Origin of the sequence: Afifella aestuarii (assembly GCF_004023665.1) — a bacterium.
GTDB classification, from domain to species: Bacteria; Pseudomonadota; Alphaproteobacteria; order Rhizobiales; family Afifellaceae; genus Afifella; species Afifella aestuarii.
Window position 1 is genome coordinate 796,035 of the sequence record NZ_SAUF01000005.1, and the last position, 17,039, is coordinate 813,073.

General features: G+C 62.3%; 16 protein-coding genes and 1 tRNA gene. 3 read left to right on the forward strand and 14 right to left on the reverse strand.

All coding sequences use genetic code 11. The features are described 5' to 3' along the window. Positions 1-28: 28 nt before the first annotated feature. From EO094_RS17840 to EO094_RS17850, 3 genes are all read right to left on the reverse strand, one after another. Complete coding sequence (locus EO094_RS17840) at positions 29-1,414, reverse strand: amino acid ABC transporter permease (RefSeq protein WP_128294194.1); 1,386 nt, start codon at positions 1,412-1,414, stop codon at positions 29-31. Positions 1,415-1,417: 3 nt separating this feature from the next. Further along, positions 1,418-2,629, reverse strand: coding sequence for an amino acid ABC transporter permease (locus EO094_RS17845; RefSeq protein WP_128294195.1), 1,212 nt, complete (start codon positions 2,627-2,629; stop codon positions 1,418-1,420). 99 nt (positions 2,630-2,728) lie between these two features. After that, positions 2,729-3,745 carry an amino acid ABC transporter substrate-binding protein gene (locus EO094_RS17850; protein WP_128294196.1) on the reverse strand — a complete coding sequence of 339 codons (1,017 nt, stop codon included), beginning with the start codon at positions 3,743-3,745 and terminating at the stop codon, positions 2,729-2,731. A gap of 228 nt (positions 3,746-3,973) precedes the next feature. Between EO094_RS17850 and metC the strand changes: the two genes are divergently transcribed. After that, the gene (gene metC, locus EO094_RS17855) at positions 3,974-5,161 is read left to right on the forward strand and encodes a cystathionine beta-lyase (protein WP_128294197.1); all 1,188 of its coding nucleotides are present in this window, start codon (positions 3,974-3,976) and stop codon (positions 5,159-5,161) included. A gap of 45 nt (positions 5,162-5,206) precedes the next feature. Here metC and EO094_RS17860 read toward each other — a convergent pair whose 3' ends face one another. From EO094_RS17860 to EO094_RS17875, 4 genes are read right to left on the reverse strand one after another with little or no spacing between them, the layout of a single operon-like run. Further along, a complete protein-coding gene (locus EO094_RS17860; protein ID WP_128294198.1) occupies positions 5,207-5,527 on the reverse strand; it encodes a lipid-A-disaccharide synthase N-terminal domain-containing protein in 321 nt (106 codons plus the stop codon). Further along, entirely contained in the window at positions 5,520-6,263 is a 744-nt protein-coding gene (locus EO094_RS17865; protein ID WP_128294199.1) for a glycosyltransferase family 2 protein, read from the reverse strand. Before EO094_RS17865 ends, EO094_RS17860 begins: the two co-directional genes overlap by 8 nt. Next, positions 6,260-7,081, reverse strand: a complete 822-nt coding sequence (locus EO094_RS17870) for a phosphatase PAP2 family protein (RefSeq protein ID WP_128294200.1) — start codon at positions 7,079-7,081, stop codon at positions 6,260-6,262. The genes EO094_RS17865 and EO094_RS17870 overlap by 4 nt, the downstream gene beginning before the upstream one ends. Then, positions 7,078-8,802, reverse strand: coding sequence for an ArnT family glycosyltransferase (locus tag EO094_RS17875; protein WP_128294201.1), 1,725 nt, complete (start codon positions 8,800-8,802; stop codon positions 7,078-7,080). Before EO094_RS17875 ends, EO094_RS17870 begins: the two co-directional genes overlap by 4 nt. A 156-nt stretch (positions 8,803-8,958) precedes the next feature. Here EO094_RS17875 and EO094_RS17880 point away from each other — a divergent pair, with 156 nt between their 5' ends. Then, positions 8,959-10,188, forward strand: coding sequence for a glycerate kinase type-2 family protein (locus EO094_RS17880; RefSeq protein WP_246008592.1), 1,230 nt, complete (start codon positions 8,959-8,961; stop codon positions 10,186-10,188). 73 nt (positions 10,189-10,261) lie between these two features. Here EO094_RS17880 and EO094_RS17885 read toward each other — a convergent pair. Continuing rightward, positions 10,262-10,337 (reverse strand) — tRNA-Arg (locus EO094_RS17885). Between the two features lie 19 nt (positions 10,338-10,356). Continuing rightward, complete coding sequence (locus EO094_RS17890) at positions 10,357-10,662, reverse strand: ETC complex I subunit (RefSeq protein ID WP_128294203.1); 306 nt, start codon at positions 10,660-10,662, stop codon at positions 10,357-10,359. Between the two features lie 376 nt (positions 10,663-11,038). On the opposite strand from EO094_RS17890, the gene EO094_RS17895 reads away from it, so the two are divergent. Further along, entirely contained in the window at positions 11,039-12,580 is a 1,542-nt protein-coding gene (locus tag EO094_RS17895) for a gamma-glutamyltransferase family protein (protein WP_128294204.1), read from the forward strand. Positions 12,581-13,322: 742 nt separating this feature from the next. On the opposite strand, the gene EO094_RS17900 is transcribed toward EO094_RS17895, so the two are convergent. From EO094_RS17900 to EO094_RS17920, 5 genes are all read right to left on the reverse strand, one after another. Continuing rightward, complete coding sequence (locus tag EO094_RS17900) at positions 13,323-13,754, reverse strand: OsmC family protein (protein ID WP_128294205.1); 432 nt, start codon at positions 13,752-13,754, stop codon at positions 13,323-13,325. Positions 13,755-13,898: 144 nt separating this feature from the next. Then, entirely contained in the window at positions 13,899-14,573 is a 675-nt protein-coding gene (locus EO094_RS17905; RefSeq protein WP_128294206.1) for an aminodeoxychorismate lyase, read from the reverse strand. Positions 14,574-14,768: 195 nt separating this feature from the next. Then, positions 14,769-15,197, reverse strand: a complete 429-nt coding sequence (locus tag EO094_RS17910) for a pseudoazurin (RefSeq protein ID WP_128294207.1) — start codon at positions 15,195-15,197, stop codon at positions 14,769-14,771. 2 nt (positions 15,198-15,199) lie between these two features. Then, complete coding sequence (locus EO094_RS17915; protein WP_128294208.1) at positions 15,200-15,985, reverse strand: ABC transporter ATP-binding protein; 786 nt, start codon at positions 15,983-15,985, stop codon at positions 15,200-15,202. Further along, the gene (locus EO094_RS17920) at positions 15,982-17,031 is read right to left on the reverse strand and encodes a FecCD family ABC transporter permease (protein ID WP_128294209.1); all 1,050 of its coding nucleotides are present in this window, start codon (positions 17,029-17,031) and stop codon (positions 15,982-15,984) included. The genes EO094_RS17915 and EO094_RS17920 overlap by 4 nt, the downstream gene beginning before the upstream one ends. Between the last annotated feature and the right edge of the window lie 8 nt (positions 17,032-17,039).

Sequence of the window (17,039 nt, forward strand, 5' to 3'; positions counted from 1 at the left end):
TCTCGGTTTCACTCATCAAAGGGGGCTCCTAACGCGCATGGCCGGTGCGAAGACGGTTTTCGGTGAAGATCGAATACCGCGACATGGAAAAACAGAAAATCCAGTAGACGCAGGCCGCAAAGAAGTAGGCGGTCGTCGCCTGAACCGGCGTCGACCAGCTGGGGTCGGTAAAGCTCGACTGGATCTGGCCGAGAAAATCGAACAGGCCGATGATCAAAACGAGCGTCGTGTCCTTGAACAGGCCGATGAAGGTGTTGACGATGCCCGGGATCACGAGGGTCAGCGCCTGCGGCAGAATGATGAGCCGCATTTTTTGCCAATAAGCAAGGCCAACCGCGTCCGCTCCCTCGTATTGCCCCTTCGGGATCGCCTGCAGCCCCCCGCGGATGACCTCGGCCATATAGGCGGCGGAGAACAAGGCAACGCCGATCAGCGCACGCAGGAGTTTGTCGAAGGAAACACCTTCCGGCAAAAACAGCGGCAGCATCACCGAGGACATGAAAAGGACGGTGATCAAGGGCACGCCGCGCCAGAATTCGATAAAGACGACGCAGACGAAGCGCACGATCGGCATGTCTGAGCGACGCCCGAGAGCGAGCACGACGCCAAGCGGCAAAGACGCGGCAATGCCGGTGATGGCAATGACCAGGGTGACAAGCAGCCCACCCCAGATCGACGTCGGAACGAATTCAAGTCCGAGATCGAGGCTGAGCACGAAGATGACCGCGGCCAGCGCGAGCATCACCGTCAGGACGAGCTTCAGAAGTCCGCCGGCCGGGGCTCCAGTTCCCCTCGCCCACGCATAGCCGATCCCGAGCACGACCAGGGTCAAAAGCGCATATTCGATCCAGAAATCGAGGCCGCTGCCGAGCGGTGCGAGCTCCCGCCCGATCCCGATCATGCTCTCGAATTCCATGTGGCCGCCGGTCAAAAGCAGGAGTGCCGCGACTGGAAAGACGATCGCCATATAGATCAGGTTCATGCTCTTGAAGGGCGCCGCCGGGATGAGGAGCGGCACGACGCCGAGAACGAAGAGAGCGAAGACGATGTTGACGCGCCAACGCTCCTCGACCGGATAGCGCCCATAGATGAACTGGGCAAAATAGTCTTTCACGTAAGGCCAGCAGGCCCCGAACCATCCATTCGGCTGGATGCCGCCCTGGTTGATCGTAGTGCAGACGTCGCGGCTATCGCCGGACCACACGGCCTGCACCAAAGCGAAATCGATGAGAGGCGGCACGACGATCCAGATCACATAAAGCGCGATCAGCGTCAGAAGCGCGTTCGACCAGCTCGAAAAGAGATTCTTGCGCAGCCAGCCCAGGGGTCCGCTTTCGCGGTGCGGCGGCGGAGACTGAGACAGCATCTCGTCGCGGACATAAACGAGATCGGTTTCGGATTGGATATCGGACATGGCTCAGCGCTCCACCAGCGCGACGCTGCGGTTGTACCAGTTCATGAAGAGCGAGGTGACAAGCGAGATCGTCAGATAGGTGGCCATGGTGATGAGGATGAACTCCACCGCGCGTCCCGTCTGGTTGAGCGCGGTCCCCGCGAAAACCGAAACGAGGTCGGGATAGGCAATCGCGACGGCAAGCGAGGAGTTCTTCGTCAGATTGAGATACTGGCTTGTGAGCGGGGGTATGATCACGCGCATGGCTTGCGGGATAACCACAAGCCGCAAAGTGTGACCGGGCCGCAATCCGAGGGAGTAAGATGCCTCCGTCTGGCCATTCGGCACCGCAAGAATCCCCGCCCGCACGATCTCCGCAATAAAGGAGGCCGTGTAGAAGCTGAGCGCCATCAAAAGCCCGATGAATTCAGGGAAGACACGCAGACCACCGCGCGGACCGAAATTGCCCGGGGTCGGGTATTCTAGAGAGAATGGTGGATTGGCGAACGCGAAGCCGGCGACGAAATAGGCAACGAGCGGCAGCCCGATGATGAGCGCGAGGGCCACGCGGAAGAGCGGAAAGATCTGACCAGTGGCCATCTGTCGCCGTCTCGCCCAAGCGCGAAGAACAAAAGTTGCGACGATGCCTATTATGAAGGCAGCCGCCACGAGCGCAAAGCCTCGCCCGAGAACCGGATTGGGTGCGTACCAGCCGGCGATGTTGAGAAGCCCGAACGGTCCGAGATCGATCGCATCGCGCTTGGCCGGGAGGAGCCGCAGAACCGCAAAATACCAGATGAAGATCTGCAAAAGCAGCGGGATGTTCCGCAGAACCTCGATGTAGACATAGGCAGCCTTCGCCACGACCCAGTTCTTGGAAAGCCTGGAGATCCCGACGATAAAACCGATGATCGTGGCGAGGATCACGCCAATGAAAGAGACAAGCAGCGTGTTGAGCAGCCCGACGAAGTAGACGCGGACGTAGGACGAGGTTTCCTGGTAGTCGATCAATGTCTGATTGATCTGGAAACCGGCCGAATCCCGCAGAATGCCGAAGCCGAAACCGATGCCTTGTGCCCGCAAATTGGCGGCGGTGTTGTGAATGATCCACCAGGCGAAACTGACGATGGCGACGATCAGGAGAACCTGAAAGATCACGCCACGTACTCGCTGGTCGTTGAGTGCAGAAAATCCACTCGAGCCTTTTCGGCTCGGCAATACGTCCTGAACAGCCATGTCCCCTCGGCTAGCAGGTTCCATGCCATCCCGGATCGTGAGCGCCCGGTTTGATGGCAAGGGGCCCGGCCGATCGCTCGGCCGGGCCCATGTTTATTCTTAGCGGACCGGCGGCGCGTATTGCAGACCGCCGTCGCTCCACAGCTTGTTCAGCCCTCGCTCAATGCCAAGCTCCGTATCCGGGCCGACATTGCGGTTGAACATCTCGCCGTAATTGCCGACGGCCTTGATCGCGTTCACCGCCCAATCTTTGTCGAGACCAATCGACTCGCCGAACGAGCCTTCCGTCCCGAGAAGGCGCTTGATCGAGGGGTTGTCGGAGTTCTTCATCTCGTCGACATTGTCCTGCGTGACGCCGAGCTCTTCGGCGTTGATGAGCGCAAACAGCGTCCACTTGACGACGTTGAACCACTGATCGTCACCCTGGCGAACGGCCGGGCCGAGCGGCTCCTTGGAGATGATCTCCGGCAGGATGACATGGTCGTCGGGATTGGTGAGCTTCAGCTTCTGGGCGTAAAGGCCCGACTGATCGGTCGTGTAGACATCGCAGCGGCCGGCATCATAGGCGGCCACAACCTCGTCGGCCTTCTCAAAGGCGACCACTTCGTAATCCATGTCGTGGCTGCGGAAATAATCCGCGACATTGAGCTCGGTCGTGGTGCCGGTGTTCGTGCAAACGCTGGCGCCCGAAAGCTCCAGAGCCGATGAGACGCCGAGATCCTTCGGCACCATGAAGCCCTGGCCGTCGTAATAGTTCACGCCCGTGAAGTTCAGCCCGAGATCGGTGTCGCGCGACATCGTCCAGGTGGTGTTGCGCGTGAGAACGTCGACTTCGCCCGACTGCAGCGCGGTAAAGCGCTCCTTCGCCGAAAGAGGTGTGAACTTCGCGGCATCACCATTGCCGAAAATGGCGGCGGCGATCGCCTTGCACGTGTCCACGTCGAGGCCGGTCCAGTTGCCCTGAGAATCAGGGTTCGAGAATCCGGGCAAGCCCTGGCTCACGCCGCATTGCACGGAGCCCTTGGCCTTCACGTCGTCAAGCGTCGCCGCAGACGCGGAGACGGCCGTCACAGCGAGGGCCGCTCCGGCTACGAGCGGTACGATGGATTTCTTCATATGACGATTCCTGTTCACCGGTTTGGTTCTTAGAACGATGATTTGCAGTCATGCGCCCAAAGCGAAGCAGCCCCGCCTCGCTCTTCCCTGCCAGACGCCGCTTGACGCAACCCCGTCCATGCGGCCATCGAAAGCTATCTACTGGCCCCGGTCAAGCCTGCGGCCCTGAGGTCGTCTGAGGCAAACAGAGGCAATCTCGAGAAGCGATCAAATGACGCGGAGACCCGCATGAGTAAAAACAAGGACGGAACAAGCATGTCCAACACCCGCCGCAAAGCGGCCACTCTCGTCACCCACGGCGGGCGCCACCCGAAGGAATTTCACGGTTTCATCAATCCGCCTCTGGTCCGGGCATCAACCGTTCTCTTCAATGATGTGGACGAGATGAAAGGGCGACGCGAGAGCCGCTACGCCTATGGTCTAATGAACACGCCGACCATCGAGGCCTTCAACGAGGTCTGGACCGAGCTTGAAGAAGCCTCCGGAACGGTTCTCGTCCCTTCGGGCCTTGCCGCGGTCACGGTCGCGATCTTGTCGGCGCTCTCGGCCGGAGAAGAGATTCTCGTGCCCGACAACGTCTATGGGCCAACGCGGCGCTTCTGCAATCAGACATTGAAGCGCTGGGGAATGAGGACGAGCTATTACGATCCGATGGATCTCGAGGCTTTGAAATCAGCCCTCGATGGCGGTGCAAGCGCGGTCTTCGTCGAAGCCCCCGGCTCTCTCACCTTCGAAGTTCCCGATATCGGAGCGACACTCGAACTCGCCAAGGCCGCCGGTGCGATCACGATGATCGACAACACATGGGCGACGCCGCTTCTCTACAAGCCGATCGCCGAAGGTTTCGACCTCTCCATTCAGGCGGGCACCAAATATGTCGGCGGTCATGCCGACGTGCTCATCGGCTCGATCAGCGCCAATGAGAGAATGTGGCCAAAACTCTCCGCAACGCACGCCAATCTCGGCATCCAGGCGGGCCCCGACGAGATCTACCTCGCCATGCGTGGCCTGCGCACCATGAAGCTGCGCATGGATCAGCACGAAGGTCAGGCCCTTGAGGTGGCGAAATGGCTGGCGAACCAGCCGAAAGTCGCAAGGCTTCTCCACCCGGCGATGGAAAGCTGCCCAGGGCATGACAATTGGAAGCGCTATTTCGGTCGCTCGAGCGGGCTCTTCGCCTTTGAGCTCGCCGGCACAGAAGACGACGCAGCGACCTTCCTGAACGCTCTGCGCCTCTTCGGCCTCGGCTTTTCCTGGGGCGGTTTCGAAAGCCTGGCCACGCTGGCAGAGCTGCGGGAAACGCGAAGCGTCACGACATGGCAGGCAGGTCCGGTGATCCGTCTTCAGATCGGCCTGGAGGCTATCGAAGACCAGATCGCAGACCTTGAGCAGGCTCTTGCGGCGGTCGCAGTCTGATCGACATCAGGCCGCCGAATGAATGGCAGGCCGGCTGAGAGTCTCTCAGCCGGCGCTTTTCATCGGTGATTTTTCTTCGCGAAAAATCAGCCACAAGTTGCGGAAATAAATGAACAGGCCGAGACCCTGGCCGAGGATGAAGACGGGGTCTTGCCGATGCAGCGCATAGATAAAGAGCAGGAACCCGCCAAAGACCGAGAAGAACCAGAAGGCCACAGGAACGACGGACCTCCCTGCCCTTTCGCTCGCCAGCCATTGGATGACGAAGCGCATCATGAACATGAACTGGGCGACGAAGCCGAGCGCAATCCACAGACTGAACTGCTCGACAAAGACCTCGTGGATCCAGTTCCACACGTCACTCATCCAGATTCTCCTCGCTCAGCTGCGGACGCACCTTGCGCCGGCTGGCCAACCACCACACCCCGAAAAGATCGGCAATGCCAACCCAAAGGCGATCGAAGATGCCATACTTCGAGGTGCCGTGCCGCCGTTCCCGGTCCGCCACGTCGACGAGTGCGATCTCGTAGCCTTCCCGCCTCACCAGCGCGGGCAGAAAGCGGTGCCAACCATCAAAATAAGGCAGGCGCAAGAACAACGTGCGGCGGACGGCCTTGAGGCCGCAACCGGTGTCTCGCACCTGGTCATCGAGGAGTGCCCGCCGCACCCGGTTGGCGATACGCGACCCGTAGCGCTTGGCAAAGCTCGCCTTGCGCCCGACCCGCTGCCCGGCTGCCAGGCCGACCTGATCGCCACCAGCGGAGAGTGCATCGAGAAGTGCTGGAATATAGGCTGGGTCGTTCTGCCCGTCTCCGTCGATGGTGACGATGGCATCGCCCTTGGCCGCTTCGAGAGCACTGCGAATCGCAGCGCTTTGGCCGGCGCTCGTCTCATGCCGTAACAGTCGCACCTGCGGGTGCTGGCGCGCGCTTGCGCGGACGGTTTCACCGGTCCCATCACGGGATCCATCATCGACGACGAGGATTTCGAAGGACCGCCCGGAAAGCGCCGTTGCGATTTCGTCGATCAGGAACCCGATATTGCCGGCCTCGTCCTTGCACGGGACGATGACGGAGACTTCCGGCGAGAGGGGCGAAGTCATGACGTGCCTTTCTGGTGCACATGGCGCCTTTCAATGCGGCCAGCCGCGTCCAGGCGAAAGACGAGACGGCGTTCTGCGAATATGCGTGCGGTGAGCCAGGCCACGGCCCCACCGAGAAGAAAACCGGCAACCACGTCGGTCGGATAATGCGAGCGCGTCGCAAGACGGCTGACGGCGATCCAGAAGGCCCCGGTCAGGATGACGATTCGCGCCCGCGGAAACAGCAATGCCAGCGCCACCCCGAGTGCGGCGACATTCGTCGCATGGCCCGAAGGGAAACTCGCCCAACTCGGATCGAACGAAAACGGATGGAAGGCGGCCAGACCTTCCGTGTCGAAGAGCTTCGGGCGCGCCCGCCCGATCACGTATTTCAGGACGACGACGATGAGACCGGCCGCCAGCACGGAGACGAACAGGTAGGTCGCCGTCGCTGAGGCCCGCACGACAGCGGCGCGCCGCCTGATGCCGTGCACCGAGATATCCCGAAAAATCTGGTAGATCAGAAAACCGCCGGTGGCGATCAGCATCCAGTCGGACTTGCCGATATCAGTGACGAATTCGAGGAAGTCGCGCACCTCCGGCTGCATCGTGGCCTGAAACAGCGTCAGATAGGGATCCGCCAGAATGAAAAGAACGACGAGCACGCTCCCGATCAACACGACGCCATTGAGAAAGCCGATCGGGGTCGGACGATAGGGCGGATGACGACGATCGCGCTGCCTCTCGTTCAAAAGACGCGAAAAAGCGAGCGCCCGCTCGCGTCCCCGCACGAGATGCTGCCGCGCGGTCAGGCTCCAGCGGTCCTTGAAATCACTCATTGGGCAGCCGGAGCCGTTTCGTAGATGCCGACCGTTGCGGGCCGCCCGCGCGAATAATTGTATCCAGAAACCTCGCCCCGGCGCACGACCGTCAGCCCGTCGGCGGCGACCGATGCGTGGAACTCAGCGTCACGCCGCGCCTCGACCAGACCGACGCGGCATCCGGGCTCTTCCAGGAATTTCGCGACGTCCTCGGAGGATCCGAGAACCACATCCGTGCCCCCGAAGAAGACGAGGCTCGGCTCGGTGTAGCCGGTCGCCGCCAACTCCGGATTGGGGCACGACGACACCTTCTCGGCTTCAGCGACCGCTCGTTGCGAGACGCGAATCGCATCGAGACCCGGGAAGGCCAGCTGGAAGGCACCGACATAAAGGAGCGCCGCGGAAAGGACCGAGGCGGCGACGGCCCTCTCGTCGTGTCCCCTCGTCAACGCTCGGGCGGCGAGAAGTCCCATGACTGCGGCGGCCACTGCCGCCACATCCGCGCCTGCGGGAAGACGCTTCTCCAGATAGAGCGGCAGGACCACGATGCCGATGGCGACGAAGACTGGAACGGCCGCGGCCAAGAGCCCGATGATGATCCGCAGCGAGGCCCGGGTAAGCACCGCCCCGCGGACCATCGCCACGCCGGCGAGGAGCGCGAAAGCGGGATAAAGCGGCAAGACGTAATGGGGAAGCTTGGTCGGCACGGCTTCGAAGACGAGCCAGGCGGGCACGATCCAGACCAGACAGAAGAAGATGTCAGGATGACGCCACTGCCGGATCATCATCGGCAGAGCGAGGAGAGCGAAGGGCGTGAGCGGCCAGGCCGTCGCGAAGAAAAGTCCAAGATAGGTGCCCGGAGGCGCGCCGTGGCTCTCCTGCCCGCTTGCCACCTTGGCCATCAAATCATGACCCAGCGAGTCCCCGAAAAAGGCGCCGTTGGAGAGAAGCGTAATCGCCACGAACCAGGGTAGTGTCACGATGAGCATCGCGACGAGCCCGGGCAATGGCCGGAGACGCAAGAGCGGGACAAACGAGCGCGAGCCGATCATCAGAGAAATCAGCGTCAGGCCGCAGACCATGACGATGACCGGGCCCTTGACCAGGATCCCGGCACCAAGCGCAATCCAGAACGCGAGTGCGAGCGGCCAGGAAAGTGGCTCGCGCGAAGGCGGCGCTGTCAGTCCGGCGCTCTCTTCTGCCTCGCCCCGCCCGCTCATCCAGGCGCGCGCCATGATCGCCTGCGCAAAAACGGTGAGCGCCAGCAGCACCGCATCGGTCTTGGCAAGCCGCGCTTCGACCCCGAGAAGGATCGTGGCGGACATGAGCAGCGAGCCGATGAAGGCCGCGCGCCGGCCGAAAAGCGACAGCCCGGCGAGATAGGTGGCAAGGACGGCGAGCACGGCGCCAACCGCCGACGGGATCCTGTAGGCCCAGATCGGAGCTTCTGCTCCACCGAAAGGCGCGGTCGCAGCCGCCTGCAGCCAGTAGATGCCGACGGGCTTCTTGTAGCGCGTTTCGGATTGGAAATGGATGTCGATGAAATCGCCGCTCTCATGCATCTGCTTCGTCGCCTGGACGAAACGCGCCTCGTCGCGATCGATCGGTGGCAGCGCCGTCAGACCGGGCAGAAACAGGATGATCGCGACGAGGATCGTGATCAGTCCCGCAAGGGGCGCAAAGCGGCTTGGCCAGCCGATAAGCCGCGAGCGTCGCGCATCCAACGGAGCCTCAGACATCGAAGTCTCGCCTTTTGAACATTCGCGGCTGGTGCTAAGCCGGCAAGGGCCGGCACGCAAGCGCCGCGCGCGGCAGTGCTAACGACAAGGGCCAGCGACGATGCGATCTCGATGTTGAGCGCTCCCAACCTTTCCCAGCCAAAGGCTTTCCTGCGAATGCTTTTTGCCGCGGCAGTTCGCGCTGCCGACCCGGCGACCTGCCTGCCGCCCCACCTGCCCTCGCCGCCCGCCGGCCGCACCATCGTCATCGGGGCAGGCAAGGCTTCAGCGGCGATGGCCAAAACCCTGGAAGACAAGTGGGAGGGACCTCTCGAAGGCCTGATCGTCACACGTTACGGCCACGCGGTGCCGTGCCGATCGATCGAGATCGTGGAAGCCGCCCATCCGGTCCCGGACGTGGCAGGTGAAAAGGCGGCGCGGCGCATGCTCGATCTTCTCCGCGATCTCACCGAGGACGATCTCGTCATCGCGCTGATCTCGGGAGGCGGTTCGGCCCTTTTGAGTGCTCCGGCCGATGGCCTGACCCTTGCCGACAAGCAGGAGATCAATCGGGCACTCCTCGCCTCCGGTGCACCGATCGGCGCCATGAACTGCGTGCGCAAGCATCTCTCCGCCGTCAAAGGCGGTCGCCTGGCCGCCGCGGCCTGGCCAGCTCCGGTTTTGACCCTCGCCATCTCCGATGTTCCAGGCGACGACCCCGCGGCGATCGCTTCTGGACCGACGGTCGCCGATCCGACATCGCTCGCCGACGCACGCAATGTCCTTGCGCGTTTCCGCATTGAGCTCCCCGCCGCGGCCGAGGCATGGCTTGCGAGCCCTGAGGCCGAAACGCCGAAGCCGGGTGCCTTGCGCCTGTCCCGCAGCACCTTCCGCCTCATCGCGGCCCCGCACCGTTCTTTGGAAGATGCGGCCAAGATCGCCCGCGATTGTGGCGTTGCTCCGCTCATTCTCGGTGACGACCTCGAAGGCGAAGCACGGCAGCTGGGGGCAGAGCATGGCCGTATGGCCCGCACCAAGCTTGCCCGGGGCGAGCTGGCGCGGCCCTTCGTGCTTCTGTCCGGGGGAGAAACCACCGTCACCTTGCGCGGTAACGGGCGCGGCGGCCGCAACGCGGAGTATCTTCTGGCACTCGCGATCGCGCTCGATTCCGCAGAGGGGATTTATGCGCTCTCCTGCGACACGGATGGGATCGACGGCTCCGAAGACAATGCCGGCGCGCTTTGTGCACCCGACACGCTCGCACGTGCCAAAGACCTCGGTCTCGACGCGCACGACTCTCTGGCGCGCAACGATGCCTACAGTTTCTTCGAAGCTCTCGGCGATCTCGTCATCAGCGGTCCGACGCTGACGAACGTCAATGACTTTCGCGCGATCCTGGCTCTTTGAGGGGCGCACTAACGCGCCTCAAACAACATTCTGGATCAGGAAGTTAGAGACATTTCTCGATTCAAAAGATCAATGGCGACCCCGGCAGGATTCGAACCTGCGACCATCGGCTTAGAAGGCCGGTGCTCTATCCACTGAGCTACGGGGCCGGAAGGCGCAAAGGCGCGCCTAATGGGTCCACGGCACCTGCCGATTGAACTTGAAATTGTCGGAGTAAGAAATCGTCGCCCGCTTCTTTTCCTTCGGCTCATAGACGCGATAGGCGATCTTGTTGCGCTGCGCGTAGGCCACGGCCTCCTCCTTCGAGGGGAAGCGCAGACGCACCTGCGAGCGCATATCGCTTGAAGCCGTATAGCCCATCAAGGGCTCGATCGAGCGCGGTGTTTCCGGCTCGAATTCCAATACCCATTCATGCGTCTTGGCCTGGCCCGAGCTCATCGCCGTGCGAGCCGGTTTGTAGATGCGCGCCTGCATACGTCTCTGCCGTCCTTTGCCTTGCCGAAACCTTTCGCAGCGATTCCAGCCTTGCTTCAACAGAAGACTAGCAGGAATGCCGACAAATTCCATGCCATCGCGGCCGGCTCGGCTGTCGTCTCTATAGGATCTGGTCGGGGCCACGGAAAGTCCCATCGGCGAGCAAACGCTCTCTGCGCACGCGGAATTTCGTCTCCGCCATCTCAGACATCGACAGGGAAGCGAGGATCGCATGGGCTGGCTTGCAGAGGCGTGACCTCTGGGGGAAGCTGCCGAGATTGCCTGTCCAGCAAGCGCCAGCCGCTTCCCGCCGCGGAGAACGACCATCTCGGCCCTTTCCTACGACAATCCCTATGTCAGCGTGCGCACCCCGATCATGGCACGCAACATGGTCTCCACCTCGCAGCCGCTGGCGGCGCAAGCGGGCCTCCGCATGCTGCTTGCCGGCGGAAACGCGATCGATGCAGCACTTGCGGCGGCAATCACTTTGACGGTGGTCGAACCGACCGGCAACGGGCTCGGCTCCGACGCTTTTGCCATCGTCTGGGACGGGAACGAGCTCCACGGCCTCAACGCCTCCGGGCGTTCACCACGCGCCTGGTCGCCCGAGCGCTTCCGCGGTCTTTCCGAAATGCCGCAGCAGGGTTGGGAGAGCGTCACCGTCCCGGGGGCCGTCTCGGGCTGGGTCGCTCTGTCGGAGCGCTTCGGCGCCCTGCCCTTCGCAACCTTGTTCGAGCCCGCGATCGCCTATGCCGAAGAAGGGTTTGCGGTTTCGCCTTCGATTGCGCTGCTATGGTCGCGAGGCGCCGACAAATTGCGGCACGAACCCGGCTTCGCGCCCCACTTTCTCATCGAAGGCCGCGTTCCCCGGCCCGGCGAGACCTTTCGCAATCCGCACCTCGCCGGATCCCTCGAAAAAATCGCCGGTAGCCGCGGCGAGGATTTCTATCGCGGCGAGCTCGCCCGCAAAATCGCGGATTTCGCCCAGCAACATGATGCTGTTCTCGACGAAGAGGATCTCGCGGCCCATGCCTGCGATTGGTGCGGAACGATCAGCCAGCCGTTCCACGGCACCGAACTCCATGAGATCCCTCCAAACGGGCAAGGCATCGCGGCGCTGATCGCGCTCGGCATTCTGGACAGGCTCGAGCTTGAAAGCCTCGACCCCGACGGCGCCGAGGCCCTTCATCTTGAAATCGAGGCGATGAAGCTGGCGCTCGCCGACGCGCATCGTTTCGTCGCCGACCCGGCCAACATGGAGATCTCACCCGACACTCTTCTCGACGACGATTACCTTGCTTCACGCGCCGCGCTGGTCAATCACGACCGGGCATCCGACGCGACCGCCGGCGCACCGAGGCGGGGCGGAACGGTCTATGTTTCGGCCGCAGATGCCGCCGGACGCATGGTTTCCTTCATTCAGTCAAATTATGCGGGCTTCGGGTCCGGCGTGGTGGTGCCCGAAACCGGCATCCACCTGCAGAATCGGGGCTCCGGTTTCGTGCTCGCGCCAGGCCACCCAAACGAGGTCGCAGGCGGCAAGCTCCCCTTCCACACGATCATTCCGGGCTTTCTCATGGGTGACGGCACGCCCCTCATGAGCTTCGGCGTCATGGGCGGCGCGATGCAGGCGCAGGGTCACGTGCAGATGGTCCTGCGCACGCAGCTTTGGCGGCAGAACCCGCAAGCGGCGAGTGACGCGCCGCGCTGGCGCTTTATCGCCGGGCGCCGGGTTGCCCTCGAAACGGGCATCTCCACCGAGGTCGCAGCAGAGTTGGAACGGATGGGCCATCAGATCGAGCGGGTCGCACCGGACACGGATTTCAGCTTCGGCGGCGCGCAGCTCATTCATCGGCTCGCCGACGGCTATATTGCCGGCAGCGACCACCGCAAGGACGGTCAGGCGGTGGGCTACTAACGGCAAGGCGAGTGGGCCACCGCAGCGACCATTCGATACTCAATCCAGGCTCACAGTCTCCATAGCCCCGACAATTTTTACTGCATCTTCCATCCGCTTACATTACTAACTCCAGTCTGCTGATATACCTTATCTTTCACCCGAAGACCACGTGAGACACGTTTGTTCGGGATAATAATTCGCTACTCATACAATCGGGAAGACTCGTTAAGTCCCTGACATAACCTGTCCTCCAACACCCATTCGCCCTCTCCTGAACACTCTTCCTACACGCACAAATATATGATATTTTAAAATCGAGCAGATTAAATCATGAAATCTGCTTTCTAGATATGATGGGGGATAATTTAGATGAGTGATCCCGCAGAGATCTTCACAAAGACACTTTCCGAAGGTAAGGCGGCAGGTGCGCGGGTAGTAAGCGAGGCAGCAGCCCGTGGAGAGGTGCTAACCACCCGCCAAGCCGTTCTGCGAGGTGCCGGAGCAGGCGCGCGGATTGGCGCCAAGAGGGGAGCGCAGTTCTTTCTGACAACCATGCTGAAAATATTGATGCGTGGAATACGTTAGGGATTGCCGAAGCGAAAACGCGACATCGGCGGGAACTGCCTCGCCAGAAGCTATCTGCCCAACGGCTATATTGCCGGCAGCGACCACCGCAAGGACGGTCAGGCGGTGGGCTTTTAGGCATGCGCCGCAACCATCGCCTTGGGGCGGAGGCTGCGGCGTCGTCAAATCTCCCGGGTCAGCCGACGAGGCTTGCCTCGAGTGTCACCTCGGCATTCAAGAGCTTGGAGACCGGGCAGCCTTCTTTGGCCTTGCCGGCGATCTCCTGGAATTTCGCTTCGTCGATGCCGGGCACTTTGGCTTTCAGCGTCAGGCGGCTGGAGGTGATGGTGAACCCCTCGCCCTGCTGCTCGATGGTCACGGCCGCGGAGGTGTCGAGCTCTTCCGGCGCCATCCCTTCCTGGGTCAACATCAGCGAAAGTGCCATCGAAAAGCAGGCGGCATGTGCGGCTGCGATAAGCTCCTCGGGGTTGCTGCCCTTGCCGCTCTCAAAGCGGCTCGCAAAGCCATAAGGATGCGCGTCAAGCGCTCCGGTCTCCGTTGAGATCGTGCCGCTTCCGTCCTTGATCCCGCCCTTCCAGACAGCTGATCCGTGTTTCGTGGTTGCCATTGTCGATTGCTCCTTTGCCTGGGCTCCGCCGTCTTATCGAGCACTGCGAAGCCGTTTGCTTCGACACGATAGATGGGCCAGCGCGACCACTTGCAAAGGCGTGGATGGCGGCATGGCCTGCGCGACGCCTGTCGGAGGCGATGCCTAGGACGCGATAGAGAGCGATTGCGGCTGTCGGAGACGATCTGAAGCGACAAGGGCGGCGAGCCCCGGATATCGATCGACATCGCCCTCGATCGCCTCGATCTCGAAGCGCGCGAAAAGCGATTCCGGCAGCCAGTCTTCGCCGCGCGCTTTCCGGATCGCCGTCGGATGCTGCCCGTCACGATAGGCGAAGGCACGCATCGCATCCATGTTTTCCCAGATGCTGAAGGTCGCGAGCTGCAACAAGGGATGGGAGCCAAAACCGACATGCCAGAGGCACCCCTCCGCCTCGCTGAGCGAGCGGTCGACCTCAGGCACCTGTCGCCAGAAGGACCGGACCCGCTTCGCAGCGACGCTCGCCAGGGTCAGAACCGCAAAAGGATGCCCGCCGACGTCGTGTCCCGAATAATCGAAGAGCGGCTCGCCGTCCCAGCTGCCATGGCCGCGCGCCGGACGGACGGTGAAATGAAGCTGCTCGATGCTTGGCCCCGCAACGCTGCGGTAAAGTCTGGTCTGGCGCAGCCCCGCCAAATCCTCCTGCCGCTCCGGAACGCCCATGAGACAGTAGCGCGTGAAGTCCGGGAGAATGGAAAAGCCGCTGCCACTTCCACAGCCCAGCAGGCGCAATTGACCGGAACGCTGCGTCGGGCGGTCGATCACCCCCGGAAATCCCATGCGCAGAAAAGCGCCCCACGCTTGCCTGCGCGGGTAACGGAAGAAACTGAGAGTGACAAGTTTCGCAGGCACCATGGACGATCTCAGGTCGCAGCAATTGAAGAAAACGTTCAAGGATTGAGGAATGATCCCCTCGCTCAGATCAACGATGCTTTGCCGCGACAGCTTGGCGCGCAGCCGGAATCGGGGAGGCCCTCACTTGCGATTTTCGGTGAGGATCTCTTCCAGCCTTTGCCGCGCCCGCCTGGGCAGGCCGTCTGGAAGAACGACCGTCGCTGGATCCGCCTCTTCTCCGACGGCGATCATCATCACCATGCCCATGGCGTAGTGAGGGCTGCATTTGAGGCCATAGATGCCCGGCGTCTCAGCCACCACATCCGCCGTTTCGCCGAGAGGCGTCTTGATTTCCTCCGCACCTTCGGGCGCCAGCCCGGCGATGGTCCGGGCGTTATGACCCGGTGTCGTCGCAAGGAAACGGATCGTATCGCCCGGCGCCACGCGCAGGAAATCCGGCTCATAAATCATCGCGCCCTTCTCTCCCCGGCTCAGCATCTTCACCTCGAAGGTCTCGGCATGCGCGAAGCCGCTCACAAGCACTAGCGCCAGAACCAGAACCCCCTTCATGATCAAACTCCTACAGGGTTATTTTCTTGTGATAGCGCAAAGCGCAGGATGGACTCGCCGTTCGCCGGGTCGCCGATTGAGCGCGAGCAGACGTCGAAAACCCGTTCGATCCGAGTGGCGGTCAGGATGTCTTTGGGGGTGCCCACTGCCTCCAGCTGCCCTTTCGCCATCAACCCCAGCCGGTCGCACACCATCGCCTGATTAAGATCGTGCAGAGCCACGACCACCGTGATCGGCAGGCGCCGGACAAGCGCGAGAATCGAAAGCTGGTGGTGGATATCGAGATGGTTCGTGGGTTCATCCAGGATCAGGATGTCGGCCTTTTGGGCCAGAGCGCGGGCAATATGGGCGCGCTGGCGTTCGCCGCCTGAAAGCGTCTGCCATCGACGCTCGGCGAGATGCGCAATGCCGGTTTCGGCGAGCGCCGTCTCCACGATTTCATCGTCGTCCGCGCTGAAGGGAGTAAGAGGTCCCAGCCATGGCGTGCGCCCGAGCTCGACCGTCTCGCGGACGGTAAGCCGGTCGGAGGTATCGAGTTGTTGGGCGACGATAGCGATCCGCCGCGCGACCTCGCACCGCGTGATTTTTTGAATATCGACATCACCGACCATCACCTGGCCGCGGGATGGTTTCCGCAATCCCGAGAGCAGCAACAACAATGTCGACTTGCCGGAGCCGTTCGGTCCGACAAGACCGAAAAGCTCGCCAGGCTCGATCGTCAGATCGATGTCCGACACGATCGGAGTGCGGCCGGCGGACCAGCCGAGAGCATGCGCCGTCAGCGTCATCGCGCCCCTCCGCGACCGCGCACCAGGATCAGCGCGAAGGCCGGCGCACCGACGAGCGCCGTCACGACACCGATCGGCAGAACCTGGCCCGGAATGATGATTCGCGACACGATGTCGGCGAAGATGAGAAAAACGGCGCCGGTGATCGCCGTCATCGGGATGAGCCGACCATGGCGCGGACCGACCAGAAGCCTTGCCGCATGCGGGACAACCAGTCCGACGAAGCCGATTGCACCCACGATGCTGACCATAACGGCCGTCACCAGAGCGGCCGCCCCGATCAGGATCGCCTGCGTCTTCAGCACGTTGATGCCCAGAGAGGCAGCCGCATCCGATCCGAAGGCGAACGCGTCGAGCGCCCGCGCATGGGCCGTGATGATGACAAGCACCAGGATCGCGACGGGTGCGGCGAGCCATACATCAGGCCAGCGCACACCGGACAGATTGCCGAGCAGCCAGAAGATGATGCCGCGCGCCTGTTCGGCATTGGCCGAGTGCGCGATGATCAGCGAGGTCAGGGCATTGAAAAGCTGGGCCCCGGCCACGCCGGCAAGGATCACCTGACCGGTCGATGTTCCCGCAAAGCCACCGGCGGCCCGCGCCAAAGCGATGACGAGCGCAAACGCCACGAGGGCGCCGACGAAAGCGCCGGCCGAGAGCGACACGAGACCGCCGCCGATGCCGGCGATGGTAACAGCCACAGCTCCGGTCGATGCGCCGGCAGAGATCCCCAAAATGTAAGGGTCAGCGAGCACATTGCGCAGCAGGGTCTGAAGCACCAGCCCCGACACGGCCAAGCCTGCGCCACAGCAGGCCGCGACGATTGCCCGGCTGAAGCGGTAATTCCAGACGATGCCCTGGTCGATCGGATCGACAGGATAGCTTCCCCCGAACACCTTCATGGCAAGCACCTGCCCGACCGTTTCCAACGGGATGCGTGTCTCTCCGATCGCAGCCCCGAGGATCAGAGCGGCCCCCAGAATTGCGAGTTTCGACGACAGCGATGTCAGAAAACCCGGCCAGCGGCCGGGTCGTTGAATGGCCATGTCCGGGC

Coding starts and splice junctions, on each gene's coding strand:
- EO094_RS17840 (WP_128294194.1), bottom strand. CDS start 1,414: ATGTCCGATATCCAATCCGAAACCGATCTCGTTTATGTCCGCGACGAG.
- EO094_RS17845 (WP_128294195.1), bottom strand. CDS start 2,629: ATGGCTGTTCAGGACGTATTGCCGAGCCGAAAAGGCTCGAGTGGATTT.
- EO094_RS17850 (WP_128294196.1), bottom strand. CDS start 3,745: ATGAAGAAATCCATCGTACCGCTCGTAGCCGGAGCGGCCCTCGCTGTG.
- metC (WP_128294197.1), top strand. CDS start 3,974: ATGAGTAAAAACAAGGACGGAACAAGCATGTCCAACACCCGCCGCAAA.
- EO094_RS17860 (WP_128294198.1), bottom strand. CDS start 5,527: ATGAGTGACGTGTGGAACTGGATCCACGAGGTCTTTGTCGAGCAGTTC.
- EO094_RS17865 (WP_128294199.1), bottom strand. CDS start 6,263: ATGACTTCGCCCCTCTCGCCGGAAGTCTCCGTCATCGTCCCGTGCAAG.
- EO094_RS17870 (WP_128294200.1), bottom strand. CDS start 7,081: ATGAGTGATTTCAAGGACCGCTGGAGCCTGACCGCGCGGCAGCATCTC.
- EO094_RS17875 (WP_128294201.1), bottom strand. CDS start 8,802: ATGTCTGAGGCTCCGTTGGATGCGCGACGCTCGCGGCTTATCGGCTGG.
- EO094_RS17880 (WP_246008592.1), top strand. CDS start 8,959: ATGCTTTTTGCCGCGGCAGTTCGCGCTGCCGACCCGGCGACCTGCCTG.
- EO094_RS17890 (WP_128294203.1), bottom strand. CDS start 10,662: ATGCAGGCGCGCATCTACAAACCGGCTCGCACGGCGATGAGCTCGGGC.
- EO094_RS17895 (WP_128294204.1), top strand. CDS start 11,039: ATGGCACGCAACATGGTCTCCACCTCGCAGCCGCTGGCGGCGCAAGCG.
- EO094_RS17900 (WP_128294205.1), bottom strand. CDS start 13,754: ATGGCAACCACGAAACACGGATCAGCTGTCTGGAAGGGCGGGATCAAG.
- EO094_RS17905 (WP_128294206.1), bottom strand. CDS start 14,573: ATGGGATTTCCGGGGGTGATCGACCGCCCGACGCAGCGTTCCGGTCAA.
- EO094_RS17910 (WP_128294207.1), bottom strand. CDS start 15,197: ATGAAGGGGGTTCTGGTTCTGGCGCTAGTGCTTGTGAGCGGCTTCGCG.
- EO094_RS17915 (WP_128294208.1), bottom strand. CDS start 15,985: ATGACGCTGACGGCGCATGCTCTCGGCTGGTCCGCCGGCCGCACTCCG.
- EO094_RS17920 (WP_128294209.1), bottom strand. CDS start 17,031: ATGGCCATTCAACGACCCGGCCGCTGGCCGGGTTTTCTGACATCGCTG.